A 25,535-nucleotide genomic window follows, 5' to 3' on the forward strand; every position below is an offset into this window, starting at 1 on the left:
ACGAGAAGTGTTGAGTGGGTCATGGCGCCGCCTCACATTCGGAAGACGCCGTAGCCGACGGGATCGAGCGGGGCGTTCGCGGCGGCCGAGAGCGCCAGGCCGAGGACCGTGCGGGTGTCGAGCGGGTCGATCACCCCGTCGTCCCAGAGCCGTGCCGTCGAGTAGTAGGGGTTGCCCTGGTGCTCGTACTGCGCCCGGATCGTCTCGGGGTCGTCCTTGCCCACGGTGGACAGGACGTTGGCCGCCTGCTCCCCGCCCATGACGGAGATGCGGGCGTTGGGCCACATCCAGAGGAACCTCGGGGAGTAGGCACGCCCGGCCATCGCGTAGTTCCCCGCGCCGAACGACCCTCCGACGACGACGGTGAACTTCGGCACCCGGGCGCAAGCGACGGCCGTCACCATCTTCGCCCCGTGCTTGGCGATGCCGCCCGCCTCGTAGGCGCGGCCGACCATGAACCCGCTGATGTTCTGCAGGAAGACCAAGGGGGTGGAACGGCGGTCGCACAGCTCGATGAAATGGGCGCCCTTCATCGCGGATTCGGCGAACAGAATGCCGTTGTTGGCGACGATGCCGACCGGATGCCCGTGGAGCCGGGCGAAGCCGGTGACCAGGGTGCTCCCGTACTCGGCCTTGAACTCCAGGAACCTGCTGCCGTCGACGATCCTGCCGATCACCTCCCGGACGTCGTACGGCGTCCGGGTGTCGGGCGGCACGACCCCGTACAGCTCGCGGGGGTCCAGGTTCGGCTCCTCCGGAGGCCGGACGTCCCACGGCCGGGGGCTTCTGGGCGCGAGGGTGCCGACGATGCTCCGGACGATCTGCAGGGCGTGCGCGTCGTCGTCGGCGAGATGGTCGGTGACCCCGCTCGTCCTGGCGTGCAGGTCTCCGCCGCCGAGCTCCTCCGCGGTCACCTCCTCGCCCGTCGCGGCTTTCACCAGCGGCGGGCCGCCGAGGAAGATCGTGCCTTGGTTCCTGACGATGACCGCCTCGTCGCTCATCGCCGGCACGTAGGCGCCCCCGGCCGTACAGGATCCGAGCACCGCGGCGATCTGCGGAATCCCTCGGGCGGACATCGTCGCCTGGTTGAAGAAGATGCGCCCGAAGTGCTCCCGATCCGGGAAGACCTCGTCCTGCTTCGGGAGGAAGGCGCCGCCGGAGTCGACCAAGTAGACGCAGGGGAGGTTGTTATGGAGGGCGACCTCCTGCGCGCGCAGGTGCTTCTTCACCGTGAGGGGGTAGTACGTCCCGCCCTTGACGGTCGCGTCGTTGGCGACGATCACGACCTCGCGCCCGGCGACCCGGCCGACGCCGGTGATGATCCCCGCGGCGGGAGCCTGGTCGTCGTACAGGCCGTTCGCGGCGAGCGGCGAGAGCTCCAGGAATCGGGAGCCCTGGTCGAGCAGGGTGTCCACCCGGTCGCGCGGCAGCAGTTTGCCACGTTCCACATGACGCAGCCGGGCCCGCTCCGGACCGCCCTCGGCGGTGCGCGCCAGACGCTCACGCAGCTCCGCCGCCAACACGGTGTGCTGCTCGGTGTTGCGCCGGAACGCCTCACCCGTGGTGTCGCAGGCGCTCTTGATGACGGGGACGTCGCTCACGCCGGATCCCTCACTTTCGCACCTCGCTTACGTCGACCTGTGTCCGATGTTAGCCATCACTAACATTCTCGTCTACCATTCGAGGGTGGCATCCATCCCGCGCAACGATACGGCGCCCGCCCCCACACCGGGCGGCGGACGGCGATCCCGGCGAGAGGAAATCCTCGGCGCCGCCGCCAATCTCTTCGCCGTCCGGGGCTTCCACGGCGTCCCGATCGAGGAGATCGGTTCCGCCGTAGGGGTCTCCGGCCCCGCGCTCTATCGGCATTTCTCCGGGAAGGAGGCGCTGCTCGCGGAGATGCTGGTGGACATCAGCTCCCGGCTTCGCGAATCCGCGGCCACCCATGTCACGGCCGCCCCGGATCCGTCGTCGGCGCTGGAACGCCTGCTCAGCGCCCATATCAACTTCGCCCTCTCCGAGCCCGCCCTCATCCGCATCCACGACCGGGAGCTCGACAACGTCCCCGAGCCGGCGCGGCGCCAAGTCCGGCGACTCCAGCGCCTCTACGTCGAGGAGTGGGTGACCGTGCTCAACGAACTGCACCCGGCGATCCCCCCGCCCCGGCTTCGCGCCGCGACCCACGCGGTCTTCGGCCTGCTCAACTCCACCCCGCACAGCGCGGGCGAGCTCGACCCCGCCGACATGGCCGATCTCCTGCAGCGGATGGCCCGCACCGCGCTCACCACCGCTGTTAGCGGTGATTAACACCATCGCATGAGGAACGCGAGAATCGCCCGGGTGTGACCATGGGCCGATCAGGCCCGGAAGCCGGAAATCGTGTCTGCCCCCACGTGCGATCACGCTCGGGGGTCACTGACCACCCACGCCTCGAGGTCAACCCCAGGCCTGGCCACGGGCGGCCGAGTGCCGGAGAATGATCGGCGATGCCCATCGATCGTCTCACCCGTGCCGCCGCCTCCCTCCACGGTCTCGCCGTAGGCGACGCCCTCGGCTCCCAGTTCTTCGTCCCCGCCAACCGCGAGGCGTTCACCACCCGGACCCTGCCGCCCGTACCGTGGCGGTGGACCGACGACACCGAGATGGCCTGCTCCGTCTTCCGGATCCTCACCGAGCACGGCACCGTCCAGCAGGACGCGCTGGCCGCGAGTTTCGCCCTACACCACGATTTCGACCGGGGCTACGGACCGGCCGTCAACCGGATGCTCCGCCTGGTCCGCGAGGGCGGCGACTGGCGAACGCTCGCCACCGGGTCTTTCGGCGGCCAAGGCTCCTGGGGGAACGGCGCGGCGATGCGGATCGCCCCGCTCGGTGCCTGGTTCGCCGACGACCCCGCGCAGGCCGTACAGCAGGCGCGGCTCTCCGCGGAGGTCACCCACACGCACGCGGAGGGCGTCGCGGGCGCGATCGCCGTGGCCGTCGCCGCAGCCGTCGCCGCGTCGCCGGACCCGCTCTCCCCCGGCGCGTTCGTCGACGCCGTCCTCGCGCACACCCCGCGGAGCCGTGTCCGCGACGGCTTGGCCGAAGCCCGGTATCTGCTGACCGTCGGCGATCCCCTGCTCGCCGCGCGAGCGCTGGGCAACGGCCGTGACGTCACCGCGCAGGACACCGTCCCGTTCACCGTATGGGCCGCGGCCCGCAACCTGGACGACTTCGAGCGGGCGTTCTGGACCACCGCGGCGGCCGGGGGGGACGTCGACACCACGTGTGCGATCGTCTGCGGAATCGTCGGGGCCCGGGTCGGAGCGGAACGCCTGCCCCGGACCTGGCTGACGGCGACGGAGCCGCTTCCGTCGTGGGCCGGGGTCCCGAACGCCGACGGGGTACGGACTCCGTCGTCTCCTCGGCCGGTTTGACGCCTCAGCGGATCGACCCGGCCACAGGTGTGATCTCCACGTCGCAGCGTCGGCGGGCGGACACGGACCGGTCGTGCGCTCGGGTTCGCGGTCAGAGGGGCTCGCCCGGCACTCCCGTATAGCAGGCGACAAGCCGCCTTCTCAGCGTCTCGTCCCCGTTCAGCGGTTGATCGTCCACCCGGTCCACCACGACCACACCGCGTGAGTTGGTGAGGAAGACCAGGCCGTATCGGGGCAGGTCCGCGACCTTCAGCGGCCGTCGTTCCTGAGCCACCCCCTCAGCCGAGAACACCCCTTCCAGCAGTTGCATCGTGGTTCCCCGGAGCATCGGCGCATCCGGCCAGACCACTCGATCCCCGTCGAAGCAGCCAAGGTTGGTGATCGACCCCTCAGAGATCAGGCCGTCGGCTGTGGTGAGCAGCGCCTCGCCGAACCCCTCTCGCGCGACCTGACGCCTCAAATAGGTCTGCGCGAATCTGGCTGCCTGTTTGATGTGCGGGAGAAAGCGCTGGTAGACAACCGGCTTCAGGCCCTGCGGGGCGTCCGGTACCTCGACCGGCGGCGAGGCGGTGGCGATGACCTCCGGACGCTCGGCTTCCAGGACGTACACGCGGAGACTCGCGTCCGCGATGTCGTCGCCCGGAACCGCCCTGATCGAATCGAGCACCGCCTCCCTGTCGAGCGCCACCCCGAACAGCTCACGGTTCGCCGCATCAAGCCGGGCAAAATGCAATGAAAGCCCGCGAGTTCTCCGATTTCTCACCTGCAGCCCGGTGAAATGTCCGTACCGAGTCTGGACCGGTAACCCCGGCTCAGCGCCCAGGAGCCGCCCGTTGACGGCAACCCGCACACCAGTCATGTGACCTCCCGGACCTCAATGATCGAACATCGCGTCCAGCCAACCGCTCCCGTCGAGAAACACACCCTCGTCTGATTCACCGCCGTTCATCCAGACCGTAGCCCCCGGCCTTGCGACGTTCCACCTGAGCACGTCGGCAATCCAGACGAGGTGGGAGGAATCGCCGCTGATTCGCTGGAACCGCAGTTGGCGATGATTGGCAAAGGTCGGCCGAAAAGGCGAGAATCAGCGCCGTCCGCCGATGACGGGCGTCAGCAGAACAGCCCCAGGCACCACCCGCAGCCCGGCGCGGGCACCCTCGTCGCCGCGGTCGCGCGCCGCTTTTCCAAGGCGCGTCTGGCCCGTACCGCGACCTCGTCGACGGAGGTGATGTCCCGCCATGCGCCCGGTGGGTTCTCATTGCCGCCGAAGAGCGCGACGCGTCCCCCATCCGGCCGCTCCATCAGAAAGCCCTGCGGGTCGGAGCGCATGAGGACGGCACCGGGACCGAGGCCACGTGTCCCGTGCACCGCCCGGTCACGCTGATACGTCTTGGCGAGGAACAGCGCCACCCTGGCTCCGACCGGCAGCCACTTCCGCCACTTCCGCAACGAGACGCGCGGACTCCCATCGGCGTTGAGACCGCTCTGAAAGAACTCCACGTAGACGTGTCCGTCCCTGACATAGCCGCCGCAGTCCTTGACCAGGTCGGTAACCCGCACGCGGAGCACGATGAACTTCCTCGGGTTGTCATCCTCATCCGAGTACAGGTCCCTGCCCTGATCGACCGCGGCGATCTCACCGACTGCGATCACCCGGTGCGGGCGTCCCGTGGCCAGTTTCTCCGGCGTGTCGAAGAAGGTGTACAGGTACGCCGAGGATGCCAAGCCCGAGACACCCCCGGTCCTGGTGGGCGTCACAGTCGCAACGTAACCACCCTGGCCGGCTGCCCGGGGCACATCCCCGGGCACACCACACCCTCCGAGCAACACAGCGGCGAGTACCGATGTCACGACCGCACCAAGACGCATCGATCGCCTTTCCGTCGGTTAACAATTTGTAGGAGTACGATTCTTAGAATTGCGCTCCTACAAAGAGGGATCTTCATTGCGGCCGATCAAGCCTCCGGACATGTTCGATCGTGACTGGGAATGGGGGCAGCTGACCCGATTTCTCGACGACGACCAGCCCGGTGCCACGCTGGGCATCGTCTCGGGGCGTCGGCGTCAAGGCAAGACCTTCCTTCTCGAAGCGGCCGGGGAGGCGACAGGGGGTTTCTACTTCGCCGCGATTGAGGCCGTCCCCCGGCAGGAGGCGCTCCGGCAACTCGGCGCCGCCGTCGCGACGTACCTGGACACTCCGGGGGAGGTGCGTTTCGACGACTGGGCACAGGCTGTCGACGCGCTGCTCGTACTCGGGGCACAGCGCCCGATCCCTGTCGTTCTCGACGAATTCCCCTACCTGGCGAGGGAGTCCCCGGAACTGCCCTCCGTCATCCAGAAGGCGCTGTCTCCCCGAAGGCCCCAGCGGACGGCCTCCAAGGCACGACTGCTGCTTTGCGGATCATCGATCTCCTTCATGGGCGGCCTGCTCAGCGGAGCCGCCCCCCTGCGGGGCCGGGCCGCCCTCGAACTCGTCGTGCCGACCTTCAACTTCCGGCTCGCCGCCGAATTCTGGGGAATCACCGACCACCACTTGGCCGCGCTGCTCTACTTCGTGGTCGGCGGAACCCCTGCGTACCGTACGGAATACCTTCGAGGTGCCACACCGGCGAACCGGGAGAGCTTCGACCCTTGGGTCGTCGAGCACGTTCTCAACCCGGCGAGCCCGCTGTTCCGGGAGGTCCGGGCTCTGCTCGCGGAAGACCCCTCGCTCCGTGAGACCGGTCTGTATCACACCGTTCTGGCCGCCGTCGCCGAAGGAAACGCCACACGCGGTGGGATCGCCAACCGGATCGAACGGAAAGCAGCCGACATCTCCCACCACCTCACGGTTCTCGAAGACGCCGGGCTCCTGGTCGCGGACCCCGACGCGTTCCGTGCGAACCGTTCCGAGTACCGAATCACAGAGCCGCTCGTCCGCTTCTACCACGCCATCATGCGCCCTTACTGGGCCCAATTGGAGAACGTACGGCCGGGACGCACCGAACGCATCTGGGCCGCCTCCCGGAACAGATTTCTCAGCAACGTGGCCGACCCGATATTCGAGCACATGAGCCGCGTCTGGTCGCAGGACATGGCCTCCGACCTGACCCTCGGCGGTTTCCCGGCCCGAGTGCTGTCCGGCGTCGTCTACGACCCGAAATCCCGCGCGAGCCACGAAGTCGACGTCGCCGTGTCCGATCCGGAGTCGCGGCTGCTCGCCATCGGGGAAGCGAAGTGGGACAAGACCATGGGCATGGGGCATCTGGACCGGCTTCAGAAGATCGCCGACCTTCTTGGAGAGCGGGATCGACGACCTGAAACACTGCTCCTGTTCAGCGGGGCCGGATTCACCACCGAACTCCAGGCCGCCGCCGCTAGCAGCGCCGGCACCATTCAGTTGATCAGCCTTGAACGGCTCTACACCGGGGACTGATCAGCCTCCTGTTCGGCTCTGGCCGTGTCGCGAAGCCCCCGGTGCGTTCACCGACGCCGTCCTCGACCACACCCCGCGGAGTCTCGTTCGCGTCAGCCGTAAGCAGCCCCGGACACCGGTGGGTCATCATGGACCGGCCCCAGACGGCCGAAGGTCAGCCCCTGATTGGTCAGAGTAAGTCGCCTGGGATGCCCCGGTACCAACCGGCCAGCTGGGTTCTCAGGTTCTCGTCCACTTTCAAGGGTTGAGCGTCCACCCGATCCACCACGACCACGCCGTGGGAGTTGGTGAGGAAGACCAGGTCGTACCCGGGCAGATCCGAGACCTTCAACGGCCGCCGTTCCTGGACCACTCCTTCAGCGGCGAACACCTCTTCCAGAAGCTGCATCGTGATCCCCCGCAGCATCGGCGCGTCCGGCCAGACCACACGATCCCCGTCGAAGCAGCCCACATTGGTGATCGCCCCTTCCGAGATCAGGCCGTCCTCCGTGGTGAGCAGCGCCTCGTCGAACCCCTCCCGCTTGACCTGACCCATCAGGTAAGCCTGCGCGAACCCTCCGGCCTGCTTGATATGCGGGAGAAAGCGCTGGTAAACCACCGACCTCAGGCTCCGCGGGGCTTCCGCCACCTCAATCGGCGGCTTCGCGGTGGCGATGACCTCCGGGCGGTCGCCCTCCATCACGTACACCCGGACACTCGCGTCCGCGATGTCGTCGCCCAGCACCGCCCTGATCGAGTCGAGCACCGCTTCCCGGTCGAGCGCCAGGCCGAACAGCTCACGATTGGCCGCGTCAAGCCGGGCCATATGCAAGGCAAGACCGCGCACCTTCCGGTCCCTCACCTGCATCGCGGTGAAATGCCCGTAGCCGACCTGAGCAAGCAGCCCCGGCTCGGAGCCCACAACCCGCCCGTTGATCGCAACCCGCTTCACACCCATAAGATCTCCCGAACCTCAGAATTCCCCATGTCTCGCGACACCTGAAAACGTCGAACCGTCACAACATCTCATCGATCCACTCCCATCCACCGCCCTTCGCGCGGAGGAACTTCAGGCAACGGTCTACACACTCTTCCGGGGTTCTGGCATCGGTGCGAAATCGGACGCGCTCGTCATCGTCCTTGTCCGCCGTCTCCCAGACGACGAACGTCCAATGCGGACGACCCTCCGCCTGTCTCTCCGCATCGGTCCTCAGCAAGACCCTCAATCCCGCTCCAGCGAGCCTCACCATCACCGGCTCAATGTCGAACGGCGTCGACGGATCCGGAAGACCAGGAACACCTGTGAGCCGATCGAAGAACTTATCGACCCATTCCGAATCTCCCAGGCGGCGATAGAGGAGCATCAGTCCCTCGGCGACGGAACCGTCAAGGGACGCCGCGGCCCCACGTATCCCGTCTCGCTCGGCCAGAGGCCGTCCCCGCATCGTGAACAGCCAGGAACGTGCGCCGTCCCCGAGTTCCTCCGGGCCTGTGGTCAGGTAAGTCTCAACGCCCAAGCAGGCCAGCTCGTCCATGGCGAATCCGATATCCATGACGGTTCGCCTCCCAGCTGACTCCACGTTACCGCTCAGGGCCGTATCCCCCCGCTGCATGACCTACGGCCCGGAGCACGTCGGCGATCCAGACAAGGTAGTAGGGGAGCACACGCGAAACATCGTCCCGCAGATTCTGAAGCCATTCCAGCGATTCCGAAACCTGACCGATAGTCAGCTCCGCCGGACGTTCGTCCGTCTCAAAGATACAGTCAAAGGGGACAGCCCAGAAGTAATCAACATCAAGGTCGATCCTGTCGCCAAAAATCTCCTGAACGCGATCCATGGATTGAGCGAATATACTGCTCAGCTCTCCAATGGAGATCCAAAGAGGTTCACATTCCCTAGACGAATCTGAATGTACATCGGATCCGGGACTAATACGAAGGCCCATCACCTGAAGGACTCCGGCGAGGGCGGTCAGGCGCCGAATCAGATCATCTACGCCGCCCCGGTGGCCCCTGCGAAGCTCGTCCAGCGAGTCACCAAGCCGTCTCCTGGCAAGAGGGATTGGATTGTCAATATATTCGTATATCTTGAAGAATTCATCGATCGATATCGACCAGTAGAATCCCCCTTCAATGCACAGAACTTCACCGTGATCCTCCTCTATGCCGTCCACGACAATGACGAAAACGCGCTTCAAATCCGCGACGGACATCGACAGCGAGTCGTTCATTTCGTGCGCCATGACGAGCCGGTGTCTCCACATCGATTTGTGAGAATCCAAGCGAGAGTACTCCGACGTCGCCGAGGGGCACCACCTGTTAATCCAGCGGTGGCATCGCTGTCGTGCACGCCCTACGGGGAGGATCTGCGGGCCTCCATGGCGCGGCTGTAGGCGGCGACGCCGATCAATCGTTGGTCCAGGAGGTGGCCGAGAAGGAGGTCGCCGCCTGGGGCGTGTGTCGCCTCGTGCACGACCTCACCCGCGGCCCTTTCCCGCTCGGCCTGCGGAACACGTCCGAAGATCTCGCCCACGATACGCCCCATCGCGCCGTTCTCGCCGCGCCGTGCCGCGTCGAGGGCCAGGGCCGTGAGCGCCTCGATGTCGGCCGGGTCGGCTTCGGCCGCCTGCCGGAGTCGGTCGCGTGCGGCGTCGAGGTTGCCCGCGGACGTCTCAACCGAACTCAGGGCCTTCAGGAACAAGGCGGATTCGGCGCCCGAGCCGTCGCCGACGAGGTTCAGGCCGTTGGTGAGGTGGTCCCGTGCCTCGACCGTCCTGTTCTCCACGAAGGCGAGCATGCCCAGGTGGAGGAGCGCCTCCGGCATGCGCGGGATCCAGGACAGGAGGTTCAGCCACACCTCACGTGCCGCGCTGGAGTTCCCGAGTTCGGCGTGGCATTTTCCAAGGAGCAGCATCGCCTGCGGGCCGGGTGGGTGGACGATTCTGGGCAGCAGTTCGACGATCTCCTCCAGATCGCGCCGGGCGGCTGCGAAGTCGCGGAAGCCCATGCGCCGTTCCGCACGCTGGATGAGAGCCGCGGCCCGCTCATCCCGGCTCGAGTCGGGCCTGCTGAGTACGGTCTCCACCTGATCGGGCGGCACGACGACGATGTGCGGGGGCTCCTCGACCTGCTTCGGCGGGGGGCTCCCGGGTCCTCCGGAGCGGTCGGAAACCCACAGCCACGGCTCGAATCGCCGATCCCGGTGGTGGAACTCGGCCTGCCAGAAGTCGTCGGAGCGCAGGTCGCGGAAGTCGTGGGCGATGACGTCGTGGTAGAGGTAGTTGGAGACGATGAGGACGAGGTCGGCGGAGGGGTAGAGTTCCACCGCCTCGCGGGCGGGTGCGCTGTTGAGGAGGCGGGCCGCCTCGATGACCGCGTTTCCGGCGAAGCCGGTGGCGCCGGGGAGGATGAGCCCGGAGGCGAAGGAGAGTCGGAGGCGGATCCGGGCGGACTCGCTGAGGTGCTGGTTGGTCTGGCGTAACGCGATGACGATTTCGCGCACGAGGTCGGCGATGACGACCGAGTCGTCGAGGTTGGCGGGGAGAAGGGCGAGTTCGCCGTCGCCTTGGTCCTGCCGGGCCCAGAGTGTTCGATCGAGTGCGGCTTTGGTGCTCGCCTGGTCAAGTATGTCGGCGAGGTCCAGCTGAGCCCGGATCTGCCCGGGGATTTTCCGCGTGCTCCACCCCACGATGTCCACCATCACGCAGAGTCCCCGCCAACCCGCTGGCGTGCCGCTCATCGCCCACCTCCGTCGGTATCCCGCACAGCATGCACCTTGCGGACCCTCCGGAACTCCATCAAATTACGCATTGTCCGGAGAAGAACGAACCGCACCTGGCACCACAGTGAGCGCCGTTCCCGGCAAACCCAGCCGGAGCCCGTACCGAATCCGCCGCCACCGCCCGGGAGCCGCCGCGCCGGGTCGGCTTGACGTGCCCGTCGAGCGGCAAGCGGCTCACGCGGGGAGTTTGAGGTCGAGTTCCTCCGGATCGACCCGGCCTCTCCTGCGGAAGGCGGCGACAAGCCCTTTCTGCTCGAAATCAGCCCTGGCCTGTACGGCGACACGCGTGGTTCCGGTGGGTACCCGGAGGATCGCGCAGGCCAGGCGATCACCGGGACGTACCCCGGTCCCACCGGAGCCGTCGTAGCGCCAGGCGAACTCCGGCGTCCCCGCCCCGAGCGCGGTGATCTCCGGGGTAAGGCGGGTGAACCTGATCTCGTGCGGGGTGCCGGGCAGGCCCTCTCCCAGGGTGATGAAGCGCAGGTCGGTGCCGATCCCGTAGATCAACGGGCGCTCCGGGGTCTGCCGGACGTCGCTCGGCGCCAGGTCGTAGGCCAGGGAGCCCCCGTAAAGCGTGTATCGGACCTCAAGCCAGAGCAGCCTTCGCTCCGAGGGCCCGAACTCGACGGTGTGCGGGGCTCGAACGAGATACAGGGCGTATTCTCCGAGATCAGGTCGGGCGTCATTCCCGAAAGGAAGACGAGGGACGAGCCGTTCCGCTTGAAGCTGCCCGAACCGGACCTGTCCGACGGTGACCTTGATGGGCGGGTCGCCGTGCCCGAGCGCCGTCTCCTCCACGTACATGTCGCCCGCCGCCGCGAAAGCACCCGGCGGATCCTCATCAGATATGTACACGGGGTTCCCTTCTCGACTGGTTTGTGGTTACCGCCATGAACCGATCAGTTGGAACGCGCCCCAGAGGTTGGGCTGCCGGGGATATCGGACGGTTATGTCGCGCTGGGCCGCGGCGAGCGCCGCCACCTTGGTGAGCCCCCGCCGGAGCCAGTGGTCGTGGAACAGATAGATCAACTCGCCGGTCACCCCCTGGGCGACCGGCCACAAGGTCGCGATGAGGGCGCCGGCCCCCGCCTGGAGCACCGCGCGGGAAATCCCGAGGACCCCGTCCCCGGTGATCCGGCCCTTCGCGGTCTGACAGGCGACGAGAAGCACCAGTTCGGTGTCGAGCCTCAGCCGGGAAACCTCCGCCACGCGGAGGAACCCGCTGTGCCGCCGGTCGGGGGCGAGCGCGACGTAGGAGCGTTCCGGCTCCGACCCGTCGCCGTACCCGTGTGTGCCGAGCAGCACCACATCGTGCCGTGGCGCGTGCGTGATGAGCGCGGCGGCCGTGGCCTCCTCCCCGGTGAGCACCGTCGCCCCGCCGGGATAGCCGTCGGCGACCACCGCGAGGACGGCGCGGAGCTCGGACAGTCCGGCCAGCGCCGGATCCGGCATGTCCGGATCGAGCAGTGCCAGCAGGCGACGCGGCCGGTCACTCGCGGGCGTTGCGGAGCCGATGAAGCGGAGTGTCCCGATCGAGGGGAGGATCGTCACCGGGCGCCGTTCCCCGAACGCCCGGCCGCCGACGGGGTTGGGCAGCGCGGCGAAGGGCACGGCGAACAGGATCGCGTGCGGGACGATCGCGACAGGCCCGGAGGACTCAGCGAACTCAGGGATCGGATCGATCAATTGGCGATAGAGATCCTCAAGGATGGCTTCAAGCAGGTCTCGGTTGGGTTGGGGGGAGGTAAGCAGGTCCCGCGCCCGCTCGACCAACGGAACGAGCTCCTCCGGTCCCGCCAGGCGATGCGCGGTGACCTCGCCGGCCGGTGTGACCGTGAGCGCGTGCACGGAATCCTCGCCCACCTGGTATTCCACAACGGGCAGGCCGTTCTCCCGGACCAGTCTCAACAAGTCGGGCAAGGTCTGCGGATCCGCCGTCGGCAGCCGTCCCAACCCGAATGAACCGGACACCTGACCCGAACCCCGCGGCAGCCGTACGGCCTCAGACGGCTCGACGACCGAACCGGAACCGGTGTCTCCCCACCGGAGCCGCGCGGCCTCCGGCGGGCCGGCCGGACCGGTCGGCATCGCCGGGCCACCGGTGCCGGACGAATCCCCGGGGTCATCCTCGGTCGACACATCCCGCTCGGGTTCCGGATCCCCCCGTGGCAGCCGTACGGGATCATCCGGCTCACGGCGCCGGGCCGCGAGGACGTCGGCGAGGGCTCGGGCCCGGCCGCGCTCCGCGACGACGAGCGCGGCGCGCGGATCGTCCAGGTCGATCATGAGCGCGGTGAGCGAGGCGAGGAACCCCGCCGACCTGGTGGCCAGGTCCACCCGTTCGGCCTCATCGGCCAGCCGGCCGCGCCAGAACTCCAGCTGGTCGGCGAGTGTGGTCATCAGGTGGGTCTGACTCCGCAGGACGACGGCGAGGTGTTCCCGGCGCGCGAGTTCGGCACGGATCCGCGTGGCCTGGGAGAGCAGCGGCAGAACGGCCTCGACGCCCGGGTCCCGCCGCCGGCAGTGGAGCAGGCGGGTAAGGATGTTGAGCTCATCGATGTGCATTCCCTCGCTGAACGCGCTCCAGTGGTGCGGCCGCCCTCGATCCTCCCGGCAACCGGCGAGCGCCCGCTCCAGCACGGGTACCGCCTCGGCGTGGTATCCGGCCAGGGTCAGGTCGAAGCCGTGGTCCCGGAGCTCGCGCCAGTCGCCGGTCTCGGGGACCGCCGGTGGTTTGTCGTCCACGTCGCCGGGATCGATCCAGTTGCGAGTGAACCGGGCCAGCGGGTCGGACTCCGGTTCGGAATCCGCCGCCACGGCGAACCTCGCCGTGTAGGCGTGCCGGTCGCCCATCGCCGAGCCGGAGGCGACGACCGTGCCCTCGGCCGTACCGTCACCCACCAGGATCTCCAGGGACGCGGTCCGCGCCGCCACCGGCAGGGTCCCGTACGGCCCCGGTACCTGCCAGGAGACGGCGAACGCCGGACCTGCGGGCGAGTCGACGTCGACGCGGATCCGTCCGCCGTCGAGCCGCATGACGTGGTGACCGGTGTCCTCGGGGGTCGGCCCGGCCGTCCCGGCGAGCCACATGAGCGACCCGACGGCCCCTTGATCCGCGGTGCCGAAATGAAGTTCGACCGGGCCCGCGGCCTGAGGTGTTCTCGGGGCGAGCGCCAGTGCGGCGTCGAGCGGCCCGAAGGCCCGCCCGTCGACGGTGCCCTCGATCGTGCCGCGGAACGTCACCGGCACTCCGGTCCCACCGATCCGTTCCCGCCGGGACGAGGGGATGACGGCCACCTGTTCCACCGGTGTCCGGACGGTGACCTTCCGCACCCCGGACGCGGTACGGAGGTGTTCCTCGGCCACGAGCGCGTTGCCTTCGATCCGCCCCGTGATCCTGATCGCCGGGCCCTCGGGTACGGCTCGCGCGACGTCGAGCAGGAGCGCTCCGCCGGCGCCGGTCCGCCATCTCCCCGGGACGGGATGCAGGTCGTCGCGGACGAGTGCCGGGTCGGCGGCGAACAGCAGGCGGCCGTCGCGGTGAAGCAGCCAGCAGGCCGACGCCATGATCTCGGCGACCCCGTGGAAGGGGATGTGGCTCCCATCGCCGGTCACCTCCGGTGGACCCGAGGCGACGAACGCTCTGACCTCGGGGCCGCTCGGAACACGCTTCGCCGTAGGGTTCACGCTCGCTCCTGAAGGCCGTGCGACCCCCGCCGCCGTGAGGCGAACACACGAGACCGGGGCGCACCCCGGACTCTGCGAGGTTCCTCAGCCCTATTCATACGTTATGGAACCCGGGTACGCCGAGACCCCTGCTGATACCGAAAAATCAGTTGTCACCCGACACATCTAGATATATCGTTTACACATCTAGATAGACGGGGATGCAGCATGGGCATGGACACTCCAGGGAATCCCTGGCGGCAGGGGGACCTCCATCCGGGTGCACCTTTTCCGCACCTTTCCCCCAAGGTCCGCCGCGGCGACGTCCGGGCCGCGGCGCTCTCCCTCCTCGGCGAGCAGCCACTCAACGGCTACCAGGTCATCCAGGGGATCCGTGAGCGCAGTCACGGTGTCTGGCGGCCGAGCGGCGGATCGGTCTACCCCGCACTCCAGCAGCTGGAGGACGAGGGCCTGATCCACGGAGAGGAAACCGGCGGGAGCCGACGGTTCCGGCTGACCGACGCCGGCCGGGCGTACATCGCGGCCCGCGACCCCGGGTACGTCGAACCCTGGGACGAGGTGGCCGGCACCCTCCCGGACCCGATCATGGAGATGCGCCTGCTCTGGGCGCAGGTCGCGGAGGTCTTCGCCCACCTCACCGCGGTCGCGAACCCCGCACAGGTCGCCTCGGCCAACGAGCTCCTCAAGAGCACCAGGCAGGCGATGTTCCGGATCCTCGCCGAGGATCAATGAGCCGCGTTCTTAGGGAGCGTGTATGAGCAACCCGGCGATAGCCGTACAAGGACTAACAAAAACCTACGGTAAGACCGAAGCCGTCAAAGGTGTCGACTTCCAGGTGGAGCCCGGCGAGATCTTCGGCTTCCTGGGCCCCAACGGCGCGGGCAAGTCCACCACGATCAACATGCTGTGCACGCTGGCACGGCCTACGGCGGGGTCGGCCACGGTCGCCGGACACGACATCGTCCGCGAGCGCGACGAGGTCCGGCGCAACATCGGGCTCGTCTTCCAGGACCAGACCGTCGACGGCTACCTGACCGCCGAAATGAACCTGCGTTTCCACGCGGAGATGTACGGTGTGCCGCGGACCGCGACAGCCGATCGGATCCACCAGGTCCTCGACATCGTCGGCCTCCAAGACCGGAGAAGCCACAAGGTCGAAACCTTCTCCGGCGGGATGAAACGGCGTCTGGAGATCGCGCGAGGGCTGCTTCACTCCCCCCGGGTGCTCTTCCTCGACGAGCCGACGGTCGGCCTGGATCCGCAGACCCGGGCCGCGATCTGGGGGTACATCAACGAACTCCGGCGGCACGAGGACATCACCATCTTCATGACCACCCACTACATGGAGGAGGCGGAGTACTGCGATCGGATCGCGATCATCGATCAGGGCCGGATCGTGGTCCTGGACACCCCGGAGACGCTCAAGGCCAGCGTGGGCAAGGACCGTGTCCAGCTGCACACCGTCGACGACGCCAAGGCCATCACGCTCCTGAAGGAGCGGTTCGGCATCGAGGCGGCGATCCACGAAGGCCAGGTGACGTTCGCGGTGGCCTCCGGGGAGGAGTTCGTCCCGCGGCTCTTCGCCGATCTGAAAGTGACGATCAGGTCGGTGAACGTCGCCAGACCCTCACTCGACGACGTCTTCATGTCCTACACCGGCTCGACGATCCGTGACGCCGAAGCCGGCTCTCCCCATGACTGGATGCGTGCGATGGTGAGGAGATAGCGATGACGGTGGAAACCACGCCCAGAATCGCCCGGGTGACCGTGCCCCGACGCGGCGTCCGGCACGACCTGCGCGCCGTCCGGGTCGTGCTGCATCGGGAGATCCTCCGGTTCCTCGCCGACCGAACCCGGATCATCACGATGACCCTTCAGCCGATACTCTGGCTGTTCGTCCTCGGGACCGGCATCGGCGCCCTCATGTCGGGGCCGCTCGGCTCCCAGGGCCCGGACTTCCGGACCTTCATGTTCCCGGGTGTGATCTCGATGTCGGTCATCATGACCGCGATGTTCTCCGCGGGCTCGATCGTCTGGGACCGGGAGTTCGGCTTTCTCCGGGAGATGCTCGTCGCGCCGATCAGCCGGACGTCCATCCTCATCGGCAAGTGCCTCGGCGGGGCGCTCGTCGCCACCCTGCAGGGCCTGGTGATCGTCGCGCTCGCCGGCCTGGTCGACGTGCCCTACTCACCGCTGCTCATCCTCACCCTGGCCGCCGAGATGTTCCTCGCGGCGTTCACCATCACCGCCTTCGGGGTGCTGGTGGCCGTGCGGATCAAGAACATGCAGACGTTCTTCGGTGTGGTGCAGATGGCCGTGATGCCGATGCTCTTCCTCTCCGGAGCGGTCTTCCCGCTGAGCAACCTGCCGTCCTGGCTGTCGGTCCTGACCAGCCTCAACCCGCTCACCTACGCCGTCGACCCGCTCCGGCAGGCCGTCTTCTCGCACCTGAACCTCACCCCGGCGGAAAGCCTGATGTTCAACCCGGGCATCAGCTGGTTCGACTGGCAGGTCCCGGTCGGCGTCCAGCTGGGGCTCATCTCCGCCGCGGGTCTGGTCCTGCTCCTCATCGCGGCGATCCGCTTCCGCCGCGCCGACTGACCGATCCCCACACCGGCCCCGCCCCAGCCTCCCCGGGGCCGGCCCTTTACATCGTAGATCAACTAAGTGGGCTCCGCTTTCGAGGTTCGCGAAGGGCAAGGCCGGGTGATGCACCACACAGCACCGTCGGCGCGATTTCACCACCGCGATAACGCCCGAAATCGCCATCCGTAACCCGGAAATCCATTCAGCGCGATAAACAGCCCGATCACCGGGCAAGCTCTACCGAGAGCCCTCAATCCGTACAGAGCATTATTTAGGGCTGCCGAGATCCGGGCCAGCCGCATTGTCCACCGTAAACTCCACGCTTATGCTGCGCGATAAAGGAACATCCTCGTGCCACGTGGAGGTTGAAATGGCCCGTGCCTGGGATGCCGACCCGACCGCGTTGTTCCAGAAGAGACTGGGAAAGTCGGCCAAAGACCTCGGCAGAAGCGATGACCGGGACGACTGTCCGGACATCTGGCAACTCGACAACGGCGACATCGCCGTAATCGGCAGGGATCTCACCGCCGCATACCGTGCCCGGCTGCCCGAAGGCGTCTCCCTCGCTCCCGATGAGCGCCTGGTGGTCATCCCGGGAATCATGCTCAGCATGGCGAAACCGGATATCGCCGATGCTTGAGCTCCATGCCCCGAATCTCGACTTCGACCAGGGAGAGCGACTCAGCCGCGAGGCCTACAAACGCGATTTCCGGCAACGGGACGGTGCCGTCCGCGATCGGAACTCCTGGAAGCTGGAGCGACGGCAGCATTTCGAGGAGCAGGGAAGCCCGAGTCGGGACGCGCTCCGCCGAGGGGAGTGGGAGCTGTCCCTACGGCTGCTGGACGAAAGACGGGGTGCTCTTCTGGCCTCCGCCGAGGAGGACAGACGCCGACGTTCCTTCTTCCACCGGGTGCGCGTGGTCGAGAAGCCGATGACGCCCTACCTGCAATGGGAGCTCCATTCTCTACGACAACGTGCGGAGTACGGGGAGAAGGTTCGCGTCGTCGCCGCCGAAACCCTGGGTGCCGCGGAGCGAGAGCGCCCGTTGCCAGAGTTGGTCATCCTCGGCGATACAACCCTCTACGAGGTTCTCTACACAGAAACAGGATTCTCAAACGGCGCGGTTCTTTACACTAATCCCAGAGTCATCAATCAGTGGAGAAGATACATCGAGGCGCTTTATCTGACAGCAGAGGACATAAGCACATATTTCCACCGAGAAGTGGAATACCTTCCCCCTCCTCACATAAGGGTTGATTAGCTATCAAAGAGGGAGATCAGCATAGTAGCTCGCACTCAGAGCTATCAGGGTCAAGCAGGGACGTCGTACAGGCCGGAAGCGTCAGCGGGGGGATCCACTTCCACCAGCGTGAAAGTCCGGGCTGGAGCGGGACGGGCCAACCCCCGCCACGACAACTCCCCGCCGACATCCGTGGCTTCGTCAACCGCACCGACGAGCTCGACAGACTCAACGCGATATCGATCAACCAGGCGAGCGAACCGCCGATCTCGGTATGCGTCATCGCGGGAACGGCCGGCGTGGGCAAGACCTCGCTCGCGCTGCGTTGGGCGTATCAGATCCGGGATCGCTTCCCGGACGGGCAGCTCTACGTCAATCTTCGCGGTTACGACCCGGGTGAGCCGGTCACCGCGCAGGAGGCCCTGCACCGGTTCCTCGTCGCCCTCGGTGTACGCGCCGACTCGGTACCGCCGAGCCTGGACGCCGCGGCGGCGCTCTATCGCTCACTCCTCGCCGACCGCCGGGTGCTCGTCGTCCTCGACAACGCCGTCACCGTTGGTCAGGTCCGCCCACTTCTCCCCGGCAGCTCGGGCTGCCTGGCCGTCGTCACCAGCCGGAGCCGGCTCACCAGCCTCGCCGTACGCGACGGAGCCCACCATATGACGCTCGGGGTATTGCCTGAAGCCGAGGCCGTGGCCCTACTCCGTGAGGTGACCGCCGGATACAGACCGGTCGACAACCCCGACAAGCTGGCCGAATTGGCCAAGCTGTGCGCTCGATTGCCGCTGGCGCTTCGTGTGGCTGCGGAGCGTGCCGTCAGCCTTCCCCACCTGCGACTCGACGATCTGATCGCCGATCTGCGTGACGAATCCGCCCTCTGGGACGTCTTAAGCACCGGGGACGACGAAGACGCCGACGCCGTCCGGACGGTGTTCGCATGGTCGTTTCGCGCGCTCCCCGGCCCGGCCGCCCGCCTGTTTCGCCTGCTCGGCCTGCACCCCGGCCCCCAGTTCGGCCTCCACGCCGCCGCCGCCCTCACGGGACTCGCGGTCAGCCCGACCCGGCAGCAGCTGGACTCCCTGGTCGGCGCCCACCTGGTGGAACAGGTCGCACCCGACCGATACCAGTTCCACGATCTGCTGCGTGCCTACGCCACCGAACGGACCCACCTGGAGGATCCGCCTGAAGAACGAGACGCCGCACTCCGGCGCGTACTGAACTGGTACCTTCACACGGCCGACGTCGCCGGGCGTTGGATCAAACCCAACGAGCCCCACCTGGACCTCGGCCCTCCGGCCGACAACGTCCATCCGCTGACGTTCGCCGACTACAACACGGCCGCGGACTGGTGCGAGCGAGACCACGGCAACATGCTCCAGGCCATCCGGACCGCAGCCGACACCGGACACGATCGGTTGGCGTGGCGGTTGTCCGCCGCCCTGTGGAACGCCTACTCCCCGTCGGCTCCGATCGCCGAGTGGCTCGCCGCCGGGCGGATCGGCCTGGAAGCGGCCGGCCGATCCGGCGACCGCGTCGCACAAGCGCGCCTCCTCACCAACCTGGGCATGGGGTACACCCGAGTCAATCTGCTGGCCGACAGCTTTGAGCACCATCGATCCGCGCTGGAGACCTGGCGGGATCTGGGTGACCGGGACGGAGAGGCGCACTCGCTCAACCTGATCGGGCTGGTCCACCTCCGACACCGCCGCTTTCCCGACGCCATCGGGCATTTCGCGAACGCCGTGGCGCTCTTTCAGGAGCAAGGCGCCGTCAAGTGGGAGGCCACCGCACTCGCCAACCTCGCCACCGCGCACTACCGGGCCGGGCGGCTGCAGGAGGCCGAATCGCCGACCCGGCACGCCCTGACGGCTCACCGCACCCTGAACGACCAAAGGGGCGAGGGCAACGCTCTGCGGCTCCTGAGCGATCTCCAATGTGAGCAGGGAGACGTGGAGCAAGGCCTTCGATCGGCGCAGGACGCGCTGGACATCGCGCTCCGCCTCCGCAATCACACCTTGGAGGGGTACTGGCTCATCACCCTGGGCAACGCCCAGCTGGCCAACGGCGAGTTCGCCGAAGCGCAAGCCTCCTACCATCGGTCCGCCGCGCTCCACCGCCGCCTCGGCGACCGAAGCCGTGAGGCTCTGGCCTGGCAGGGCATGGGTGAGACATACATTCGGCTCGGGCGATCGGCGGAGGCGGCCGGGTTCTTCCGGCAGGCCGCCGCCGCGCACCGCGAGCTGGGTGACGCCTGGCACGAAGCGGCGGCGCTGGAGGGTCTCGGGGAGGCGCTGCGGACGGACGATCCTGTGGCGGCGTGTCGGTACCGGGCGGAGGCTCTTGAGCTGATCGCCGACTTCGACGATCCTCGCGCAAGGGCGGCGCGTGACCGTCTCGGCCACCGGCCTGCGTAGCACGGCCCGTCACCCGCACTCGAATGCGTTCATGTTCGCGAGCCGAACCCATCACCGACCCGAGTCGGTCTTGCCAGAATGAGTCAGGGTTCATGACTCAAGATGGCGGTCTTCCGAGGGGGAGCCTATGGGGACTCGTGGGTGCGGCTGGACGACCGAGGAGTTGGCGCGGCGGGTGGTCGAGCGGCTCGTGCCGGAGGAGTCGGACGCGTTTGCGTTGGTTGCGGCGCCGTATCTGGCGGATCCCCGCGGCGCCGAGCGCAGGCTGCTGCGGCCGGCCGACGACCCGCTCGGCTTCGACATCGGGGACGCGCTCGCCCTGGCCACGCCGGTGGTCACCCTGGTGTGCGGGGCCGTGGTCAACTCGCTGGCGCAGAGCGCCGCCGACGAGGTCACCCGGCGCACCGGCGGGCTGGCCCGCCGCATGTTCCGCCGGGTGACGGGCCGTGGCGGCGAGTCCGCGGAGGATCCTCCGACGGCCTGGACTCCGGGGCAGCTGGCCGAGGTGCGGCGGATCGCGCTGGCCCGTGCCGTGCACCTGGGCAGGTCGAACCGGGAGGCCGAGGAGATCGCGGACGCCATCGTCAGCGAGCTGGTACGCGGGGAGGCGTCCGCCGATGACGGCACCTCGGATTCATGACGCGGGACTGTTTCCGTCGCAGATGCGACTGCTGCTCATTCTGCTGACCGCGGCGGTGGGGCTCAACACCGTCTTCTTCGCACTCTGGCTGGGCGGTTTGCAGGCTCCGCCCGGGGATGCCGGGGAGGCGGCGTTCGCGACGTTCCGTAACCTCCAGTGGCCGGTGACCATGGGTCTGTTCGTGTACTCCATGGTGTCGTGGGCGCGCCACCGCCGGGTGCTGCCGCTGGCCGGCACGCCGTTCGCCGAGGTCGAGGGGCTGGTGAACAGCCTGATGGCAGACGCGGGCATCAGGCGGACCGTGACCGTGCGGCTGGGCCCCCGGATCGGCGGCCGGGCCTACGTGGTCGGGCTTCCCCGGCGCCCTTTCCTGGTATTCGGCCCGGAACTGCTCGCGCTCTGGCTGAAGGACGAGGGGTCGCGGACGTTGTTCACCGCCATCGCGCGGCATGAGGTGGCCCATCTGCGGTCCAGGGACCTCTGGTCGTACACCTTGGTCACGATGCTGCGGGTGGTGAACGTCTGCACCGGGGCGTTCGTCCTCTTCGCGCTGACGCTGAACGCCACGGTCGCCCGGAACGAGAATCTCCCCTTCGAGCTGCCGACGGCCGTCGCCAGGGTGATCGCGCTGATCGTCGTCATCGAGCTCGTCGCCCGGGTGTTCCTGCGGGCGCGGGAGCACGACGCGGACCGGTACGCGGCGGAGGGGTCGCTGGAGCCGATCGTCGCGGCGCTTCGCGACTCCTCCTCCACGTCGGCGGCGCCGGTCCTGCGGGGCTGGTTGCGCCGCCATCCCACCCGTGGGGTACGGCGCATGGCGCTGCTGGAGCCGGAGCGGCTCCTGGAGTCCTCGCCCGGTCAGGTGTTCCTCGGCGCGTGCACGGGCGGGGTGTTCCTGGTCACCCTCCAGGACATGCTGCTCCGATTCACGCCTTCGGCGAGCCACGGGGACACCCCGATCGCCACCGGGCTGATCGTCGGGATTCCGCTCACCCTGTTCGTCGCCTACACGGCGTGGCGGGACACCTGGTACGCGGGCTTGACCGGGGGGCGGCCCAAAACCCTGGTGACGGCGGCCGTGCTCTCGGCCGGGCTCGTCGTCGGCAGCTACGCGGCCTTGTACACGCGGGTCTCGGGGTACGGCGACACGGGGATCCCCCTGCGGGTCTCCACGATCCTCGGCGTCGCCGCCGGCGCGCTGCTGCTGTGCGGATGGCTCTCCCTGGTGGGTTCGACCTGGTTCAGGGTGGATCCGGCGGGTGCGTCCCTCAAGCGATTCACGGGGTTCTCGGTGCCCGCGGCGGCGGTCGTCGGGGGCTGGGTCTTCGCGGTGGTCTGGACCTGGTCGGCTCGCCTCCGCGGAATCCTGCTGGGCTGCGGCGCCGAGGAGTTCCGGGACCACCCGGTCTGCCTCTCCCCCACTCCGGAAGCCGACATACTCGGGACGGTGCCGGGCCTCGTCCTCAGCCCGTGGCTCGCCGTGGCCGCGGTGGCCGCGGCGCTCCCGATCACGGTGCCCCGGCTCATCGGGCCCTCGACGGCGAAAGACCCGGACCGGGGTTGACACCCCGGTCCGGGCCGTTGCCCGTGTCAGGCGATCCTCAGCGGCGGACCTTCACGTGGTCCGCCCAGCTCGCGCTGCCGTCGGCGTAGTCGTCGCCGGCGTACACCACCCGCCAGTACCCCGACCGCCAGGCCTTCGCCTTGATCGTGAAGGCGCCGCCCGCACCGGTGGCCGCCGTCTTCACATAGCTCCAGCGTCCGCCGGGGGTCCTGAAGTACAGGCGTACCTTCTGGGCTCGGAATCCGGTCCAGCCGTAGTCCTCGTCGATCTGCAGCCGGCCCGTGTGGGTGAGGTTCTTCCCGCGCTTCACCGGCTCGGGGGAGGCGTTGTACTTGACGATCCTGGTGTCGAGCGGCACGTGGACCGGACGCACCTCGACGAAGTCGTCCCGGCTCCATGAGCCGTTCGCCTCGCCGTTGCCCCGGAACTCGGCCCGCCACCAGCCGGACTCGCGGGCGTCGACGGCGACGTGGAACCGGCCGGCGTGGTCGGTCACGTCGGAGTCGACGTACTGCCAGGAACCGGAGTTCTCCGGGCGGAAGAGCACGTGCACCCGCTGGCGCTCGTACCCGCCCCAGCCACCGGGCTCGTTGACGTCCAGCCGACCCCGGATGTTCAGGGTGTCGCCTTCGTCGACGGGCTCGGGATAGGCGTCGAAGTCGGCGATCCTGGTGTGGTCGGCGACCACGACCGTGAAGAGTTTCTCGGCCTGGACCGGGGCGAGGGTCTGGACGCTGTTGCTCACCGCGGTGACGACGAGCTTCCATTTGCCTTCGGGGTCGGTGGGGCGAATGACGTGCTTGCCTTCCCACACGTCCTTGCCGCCGCCGACGGTGACCGGGACGGGTGATCCGCTGGGGGGTTCAAGCTGGGCCGTCACCCGGTCGGTGCCCGTGGTGCGTACCACGATCCGGACCGGTGCGCCGCCGCTCTCCCGGACGATCACCGGGTCGGGATGTACCGACACCGAGGTGATCTTGGGAGGCTGCGGGGCGGTCTGAGCGACCGCCGCCGTCGCGGGCGCGGCCACGACCAGGGCCGTGGTTCCCGCGACGGCCGCGACCAGAACGGCTCGAAAGCGTCTTAGCATGAGCCTTCCTTTCCGCGTCGTATGCTCACGCGGCATGAGGGTGCCACGTCGTTACGCCTAAGTGACGAGCCAAATAGGGGCAACGTTGCCGCAAACGATCGGTCAACTGAAAAAGTCAGCCCATTAGTTAGCGATATCTATCGAAAAAGCTACAGACGCTGCGGAGGCGTTTTCTCACTTGAGCCACACGTATCCCGCGAACCTCCCGGTGTCCCCGTCGCGGCGATAGGAGTACAGCTCCGGGGACTCGGCCGTGCACCGGTCGTCGTGGCGGATCTCGCCCACCCCGGCCCGCGCCAGCTGTGCGGCGATGCCCGACCGGACGTCCACGGACGGGGTGCCCGAACGGGTCGTCGCCCACGCCTCCGGCACGACCGCGCAGACCTCGTCCCGGACCTGTGCGGAGACCTCGTAACAGCCGCCGCAGATCGCCGGCCCGACCACCGCGACCATCCGGGCGGCCTCGGCCCCGTGCGCGGTCATCGCCTCGACCAGCGCCGGAACCACACCCGCGGCCGTGCCGACCCGCCCGGAGTGCGCCGCGCCGACGATCCCCGCGTCCGGGTCGCCGATCAGGACCGGGGCGCAGTCCGCGCCGAGGGCCGCGAGGGCGAGCCCGGGCCTGTCGGTGTAGATCGCGTCCAACGGCGGCGCGTCCCGGCCGAACGGCTCCCGGACGTACCGGGTGTCGGCGCCGTGGACCTGCCGCATGTAGACGACCGCGCCCGGGTCGACCCCGAGCTCCCGTGCGGTCGACTCCCGGTTCCTCCGTACCGCGCCGGGGTCGTCGCCGGTCCTGCCGCCCAGGTTGCGGGTGTCGTACGGCGGCGCGCTGGCCCCGCCGAGGCGATCCGTGAAGTGGACGTGGACTCGCCCGGCCAGCAGCACGCGATACCTCCCGACGCTCACGGTTGATCGGCTGCGAGCCTACCGGGCGCCGATGAAAACGATCACTGTGGGGTGCGGCCGGGCGAGGCTATGAGCCGGAGCGGAACCGGCGGACCAGCAGGTAGGTGCCGATCGCGACCGCCCCCGCCAGGAAGAGGGTGCCCGAGGAGCCTTCCTTCCGCTGCTCGTCCTCGTTTCCCCGGTCCCGTTCGGATCCCGTCCCGGTCTCCTCGGTTCCGTCGATCCGGCCGTCGAGGTCGTCGTCGAGTGCACCGCCGGACCCGTCGACGAGCGCCCCGTCGAAGGTGGTGCCCGAGTCCGCGCCCCGGGCGGCCGGGACCTTGGCGCCCCGTACCCGGAACGAACCGGCGAAGGTCGTGGCGTCGTCGCAGACCACCACGACCTTGTACACCCCCGGCTCGGCGTGCTCGGAGATCTGGGTGGTCCCGGTCAGCAGGCCGGCGTGGTCGTGCAGTTCGGCGGAGCCGTCGAAGGCCGCGGAGGTCGCCCGGGCGGGCGGCGCGCAGTCGCCCGAGTCGATGCGTACGTGCTGTCCGGGTGTCGCGGCGTACGGGCGGACGCCGACGTCGCCGGCCGCGAGCGCCGGAGCGGCCGCGCCGAGCAGGAGCACCCCGGCCGCGGCGGTCGTCCCCGCGGCGGCCGTGAGCCCCCGACACGCTGTGATCTTTCTGAGAGCCACGTCCGCTACCTACCCGCACACCCGCACAGAAAGATCATTCTTGGGTAAAGAGTCCGGCTTCGCGGACTGTGCCGCCGGCGTCCGCACCGCGGGAAGCGGACGCCGGCGACGTTCCCCTCACCTGCCCGCCGAA

At 68.2% G+C, this 25,535-nt stretch carries 23 protein-coding genes; 11 read left to right on the plus strand and 12 right to left on the minus strand.

Annotation, left to right across the window (positions count from 1 at the left end):
- Window positions 1–32 precede the first annotated feature (32 nt).
- The gene (locus RUR_RS21935; RefSeq protein WP_283136984.1) at window positions 33–1,601 is read right to left on the minus strand and encodes a carboxyl transferase domain-containing protein; all 1,569 of its coding nucleotides are present in this window, start codon (window positions 1,599–1,601) and stop codon (window positions 33–35) included.
- A gap of 94 nt (window positions 1,602–1,695) precedes the next feature.
- On the opposite strand from RUR_RS21935, the gene RUR_RS21940 reads away from it, so the two are divergent.
- Together RUR_RS21940 and RUR_RS21945 are read left to right on the plus strand one after the other, a co-directional pair.
- On the plus strand, window positions 1,696–2,307 hold the full coding sequence (locus RUR_RS21940) for an SACE_7040 family transcriptional regulator (protein WP_283137073.1): 612 nt from the start codon (window positions 1,696–1,698) through the stop codon (window positions 2,305–2,307).
- Between the two features lie 179 nt (window positions 2,308–2,486).
- Window positions 2,487–3,416, plus strand: a complete 930-nt coding sequence (locus tag RUR_RS21945; protein WP_283136985.1) for an ADP-ribosylglycohydrolase family protein — start codon at window positions 2,487–2,489, stop codon at window positions 3,414–3,416.
- Between the two features lie 91 nt (window positions 3,417–3,507).
- On the opposite strand, the gene RUR_RS21950 is transcribed toward RUR_RS21945, so the two are convergent.
- Both RUR_RS21950 and RUR_RS21955 read right to left on the minus strand, forming a co-directional pair.
- Window positions 3,508–4,275 (minus strand): aminotransferase class IV, encoded by a 768-nt coding sequence (locus tag RUR_RS21950; RefSeq protein WP_283136986.1) that lies wholly within the window; start codon window positions 4,273–4,275, stop codon window positions 3,508–3,510.
- A 251-nt stretch (window positions 4,276–4,526) separates the two neighbouring features.
- Entirely contained in the window at window positions 4,527–5,174 is a 648-nt protein-coding gene (locus RUR_RS21955) for a hypothetical protein (protein ID WP_283136987.1), read from the minus strand.
- 211 nt (window positions 5,175–5,385) lie between these two features.
- On the opposite strand from RUR_RS21955, the gene RUR_RS21960 reads away from it, so the two are divergent.
- The gene (locus RUR_RS21960; RefSeq protein WP_283136988.1) at window positions 5,386–6,831 is read left to right on the plus strand and encodes an AAA family ATPase; all 1,446 of its coding nucleotides are present in this window, start codon (window positions 5,386–5,388) and stop codon (window positions 6,829–6,831) included.
- A gap of 169 nt (window positions 6,832–7,000) precedes the next feature.
- Here the strand turns inward: RUR_RS21960 and RUR_RS21965 are convergent, their stop codons facing one another.
- The 6 genes from RUR_RS21965 to RUR_RS21990 all read right to left on the minus strand — a co-directional run bounded on the left by RUR_RS21965 (window position 7,001) and on the right by RUR_RS21990 (window position 14,279).
- A complete protein-coding gene (locus RUR_RS21965; RefSeq protein WP_283136989.1) occupies window positions 7,001–7,768 on the minus strand; it encodes an aminotransferase class IV in 768 nt (255 codons plus the stop codon).
- A 58-nt stretch (window positions 7,769–7,826) separates the two neighbouring features.
- The gene (locus tag RUR_RS21970) at window positions 7,827–8,363 is read right to left on the minus strand and encodes a hypothetical protein (RefSeq protein ID WP_283136990.1); all 537 of its coding nucleotides are present in this window, start codon (window positions 8,361–8,363) and stop codon (window positions 7,827–7,829) included.
- Between the two features lie 28 nt (window positions 8,364–8,391).
- Window positions 8,392–9,042: a hypothetical protein gene (locus RUR_RS21975; protein ID WP_283136991.1), complete on the minus strand. Its 651-nt coding sequence runs from the start codon at window positions 9,040–9,042 to the stop codon at window positions 8,392–8,394.
- Between the two features lie 122 nt (window positions 9,043–9,164).
- A complete protein-coding gene (locus tag RUR_RS21980) occupies window positions 9,165–10,550 on the minus strand; it encodes a tetratricopeptide repeat protein (RefSeq protein ID WP_283136992.1) in 1,386 nt (461 codons plus the stop codon).
- 216 nt (window positions 10,551–10,766) lie between these two features.
- Window positions 10,767–11,447 carry a hypothetical protein gene (locus RUR_RS21985; protein WP_283136993.1) on the minus strand — a complete coding sequence of 227 codons (681 nt, stop codon included), beginning with the start codon at window positions 11,445–11,447 and terminating at the stop codon, window positions 10,767–10,769.
- Between the two features lie 27 nt (window positions 11,448–11,474).
- Window positions 11,475–14,279: a CHAT domain-containing protein gene (locus RUR_RS21990; protein ID WP_283136994.1), complete on the minus strand. Its 2,805-nt coding sequence runs from the start codon at window positions 14,277–14,279 to the stop codon at window positions 11,475–11,477.
- Between the two features lie 213 nt (window positions 14,280–14,492).
- On the opposite strand from RUR_RS21990, the gene RUR_RS21995 reads away from it, so the two are divergent.
- From RUR_RS21995 to RUR_RS22030, 8 genes are all read left to right on the plus strand, one after another.
- Entirely contained in the window at window positions 14,493–15,011 is a 519-nt protein-coding gene (locus RUR_RS21995) for a PadR family transcriptional regulator (RefSeq protein WP_283136995.1), read from the plus strand.
- Window positions 15,012–15,033: 22 nt separating this feature from the next.
- Window positions 15,034–16,005, plus strand: a complete 972-nt coding sequence (locus tag RUR_RS22000) for an ATP-binding cassette domain-containing protein (RefSeq protein ID WP_283136996.1) — start codon at window positions 15,034–15,036, stop codon at window positions 16,003–16,005.
- A 2-nt stretch (window positions 16,006–16,007) separates the two neighbouring features.
- The gene (locus RUR_RS22005; protein ID WP_283136997.1) at window positions 16,008–16,880 is read left to right on the plus strand and encodes an ABC transporter permease; all 873 of its coding nucleotides are present in this window, start codon (window positions 16,008–16,010) and stop codon (window positions 16,878–16,880) included.
- A gap of 355 nt (window positions 16,881–17,235) precedes the next feature.
- Complete coding sequence (locus RUR_RS22010; RefSeq protein WP_283137074.1) at window positions 17,236–17,505, plus strand: hypothetical protein; 270 nt, start codon at window positions 17,236–17,238, stop codon at window positions 17,503–17,505.
- Complete coding sequence (locus RUR_RS22015) at window positions 17,498–18,127, plus strand: DUF6879 family protein (RefSeq protein ID WP_283136998.1); 630 nt, start codon at window positions 17,498–17,500, stop codon at window positions 18,125–18,127. The genes RUR_RS22010 and RUR_RS22015 overlap by 8 nt, the downstream gene beginning before the upstream one ends.
- 278 nt (window positions 18,128–18,405) lie before the next feature.
- Window positions 18,406–20,520 carry an ATP-binding protein gene (locus RUR_RS22020; RefSeq protein WP_487250721.1) on the plus strand — a complete coding sequence of 705 codons (2,115 nt, stop codon included), beginning with the start codon at window positions 18,406–18,408 and terminating at the stop codon, window positions 20,518–20,520.
- 127 nt (window positions 20,521–20,647) lie between these two features.
- Window positions 20,648–21,160, plus strand: a complete 513-nt coding sequence (locus RUR_RS22025; protein WP_283136999.1) for a hypothetical protein — start codon at window positions 20,648–20,650, stop codon at window positions 21,158–21,160.
- Window positions 21,161–21,182: 22 nt separating this feature from the next.
- Entirely contained in the window at window positions 21,183–22,724 is a 1,542-nt protein-coding gene (locus RUR_RS22030; RefSeq protein ID WP_283137000.1) for a M48 family metalloprotease, read from the plus strand.
- Window positions 22,725–22,761: 37 nt separating this feature from the next.
- Here the strand turns inward: RUR_RS22030 and RUR_RS22035 are convergent, their stop codons facing one another.
- The 3 genes from RUR_RS22035 to RUR_RS22045 all read right to left on the minus strand — a co-directional run bounded on the left by RUR_RS22035 (window position 22,762) and on the right by RUR_RS22045 (window position 25,402).
- Complete coding sequence (locus RUR_RS22035; RefSeq protein ID WP_283137001.1) at window positions 22,762–23,814, minus strand: hypothetical protein; 1,053 nt, start codon at window positions 23,812–23,814, stop codon at window positions 22,762–22,764.
- A gap of 174 nt (window positions 23,815–23,988) precedes the next feature.
- Window positions 23,989–24,723 (minus strand): peptidoglycan editing factor PgeF, encoded by a 735-nt coding sequence (pgeF, locus tag RUR_RS22040; RefSeq protein ID WP_283137002.1) that lies wholly within the window; start codon window positions 24,721–24,723, stop codon window positions 23,989–23,991.
- Between the two features lie 67 nt (window positions 24,724–24,790).
- Window positions 24,791–25,402 (minus strand): hypothetical protein, encoded by a 612-nt coding sequence (locus RUR_RS22045; protein WP_283137003.1) that lies wholly within the window; start codon window positions 25,400–25,402, stop codon window positions 24,791–24,793.
- Between the last annotated feature and the right edge of the window lie 133 nt (window positions 25,403–25,535).

Origin of the sequence: Rhizohabitans arisaemae, assembly GCF_025996515.1 — a bacterium.
Taxonomy (GTDB): domain Bacteria; phylum Actinomycetota; class Actinomycetes; order Streptosporangiales; family Streptosporangiaceae; genus Rhizohabitans; species Rhizohabitans arisaemae.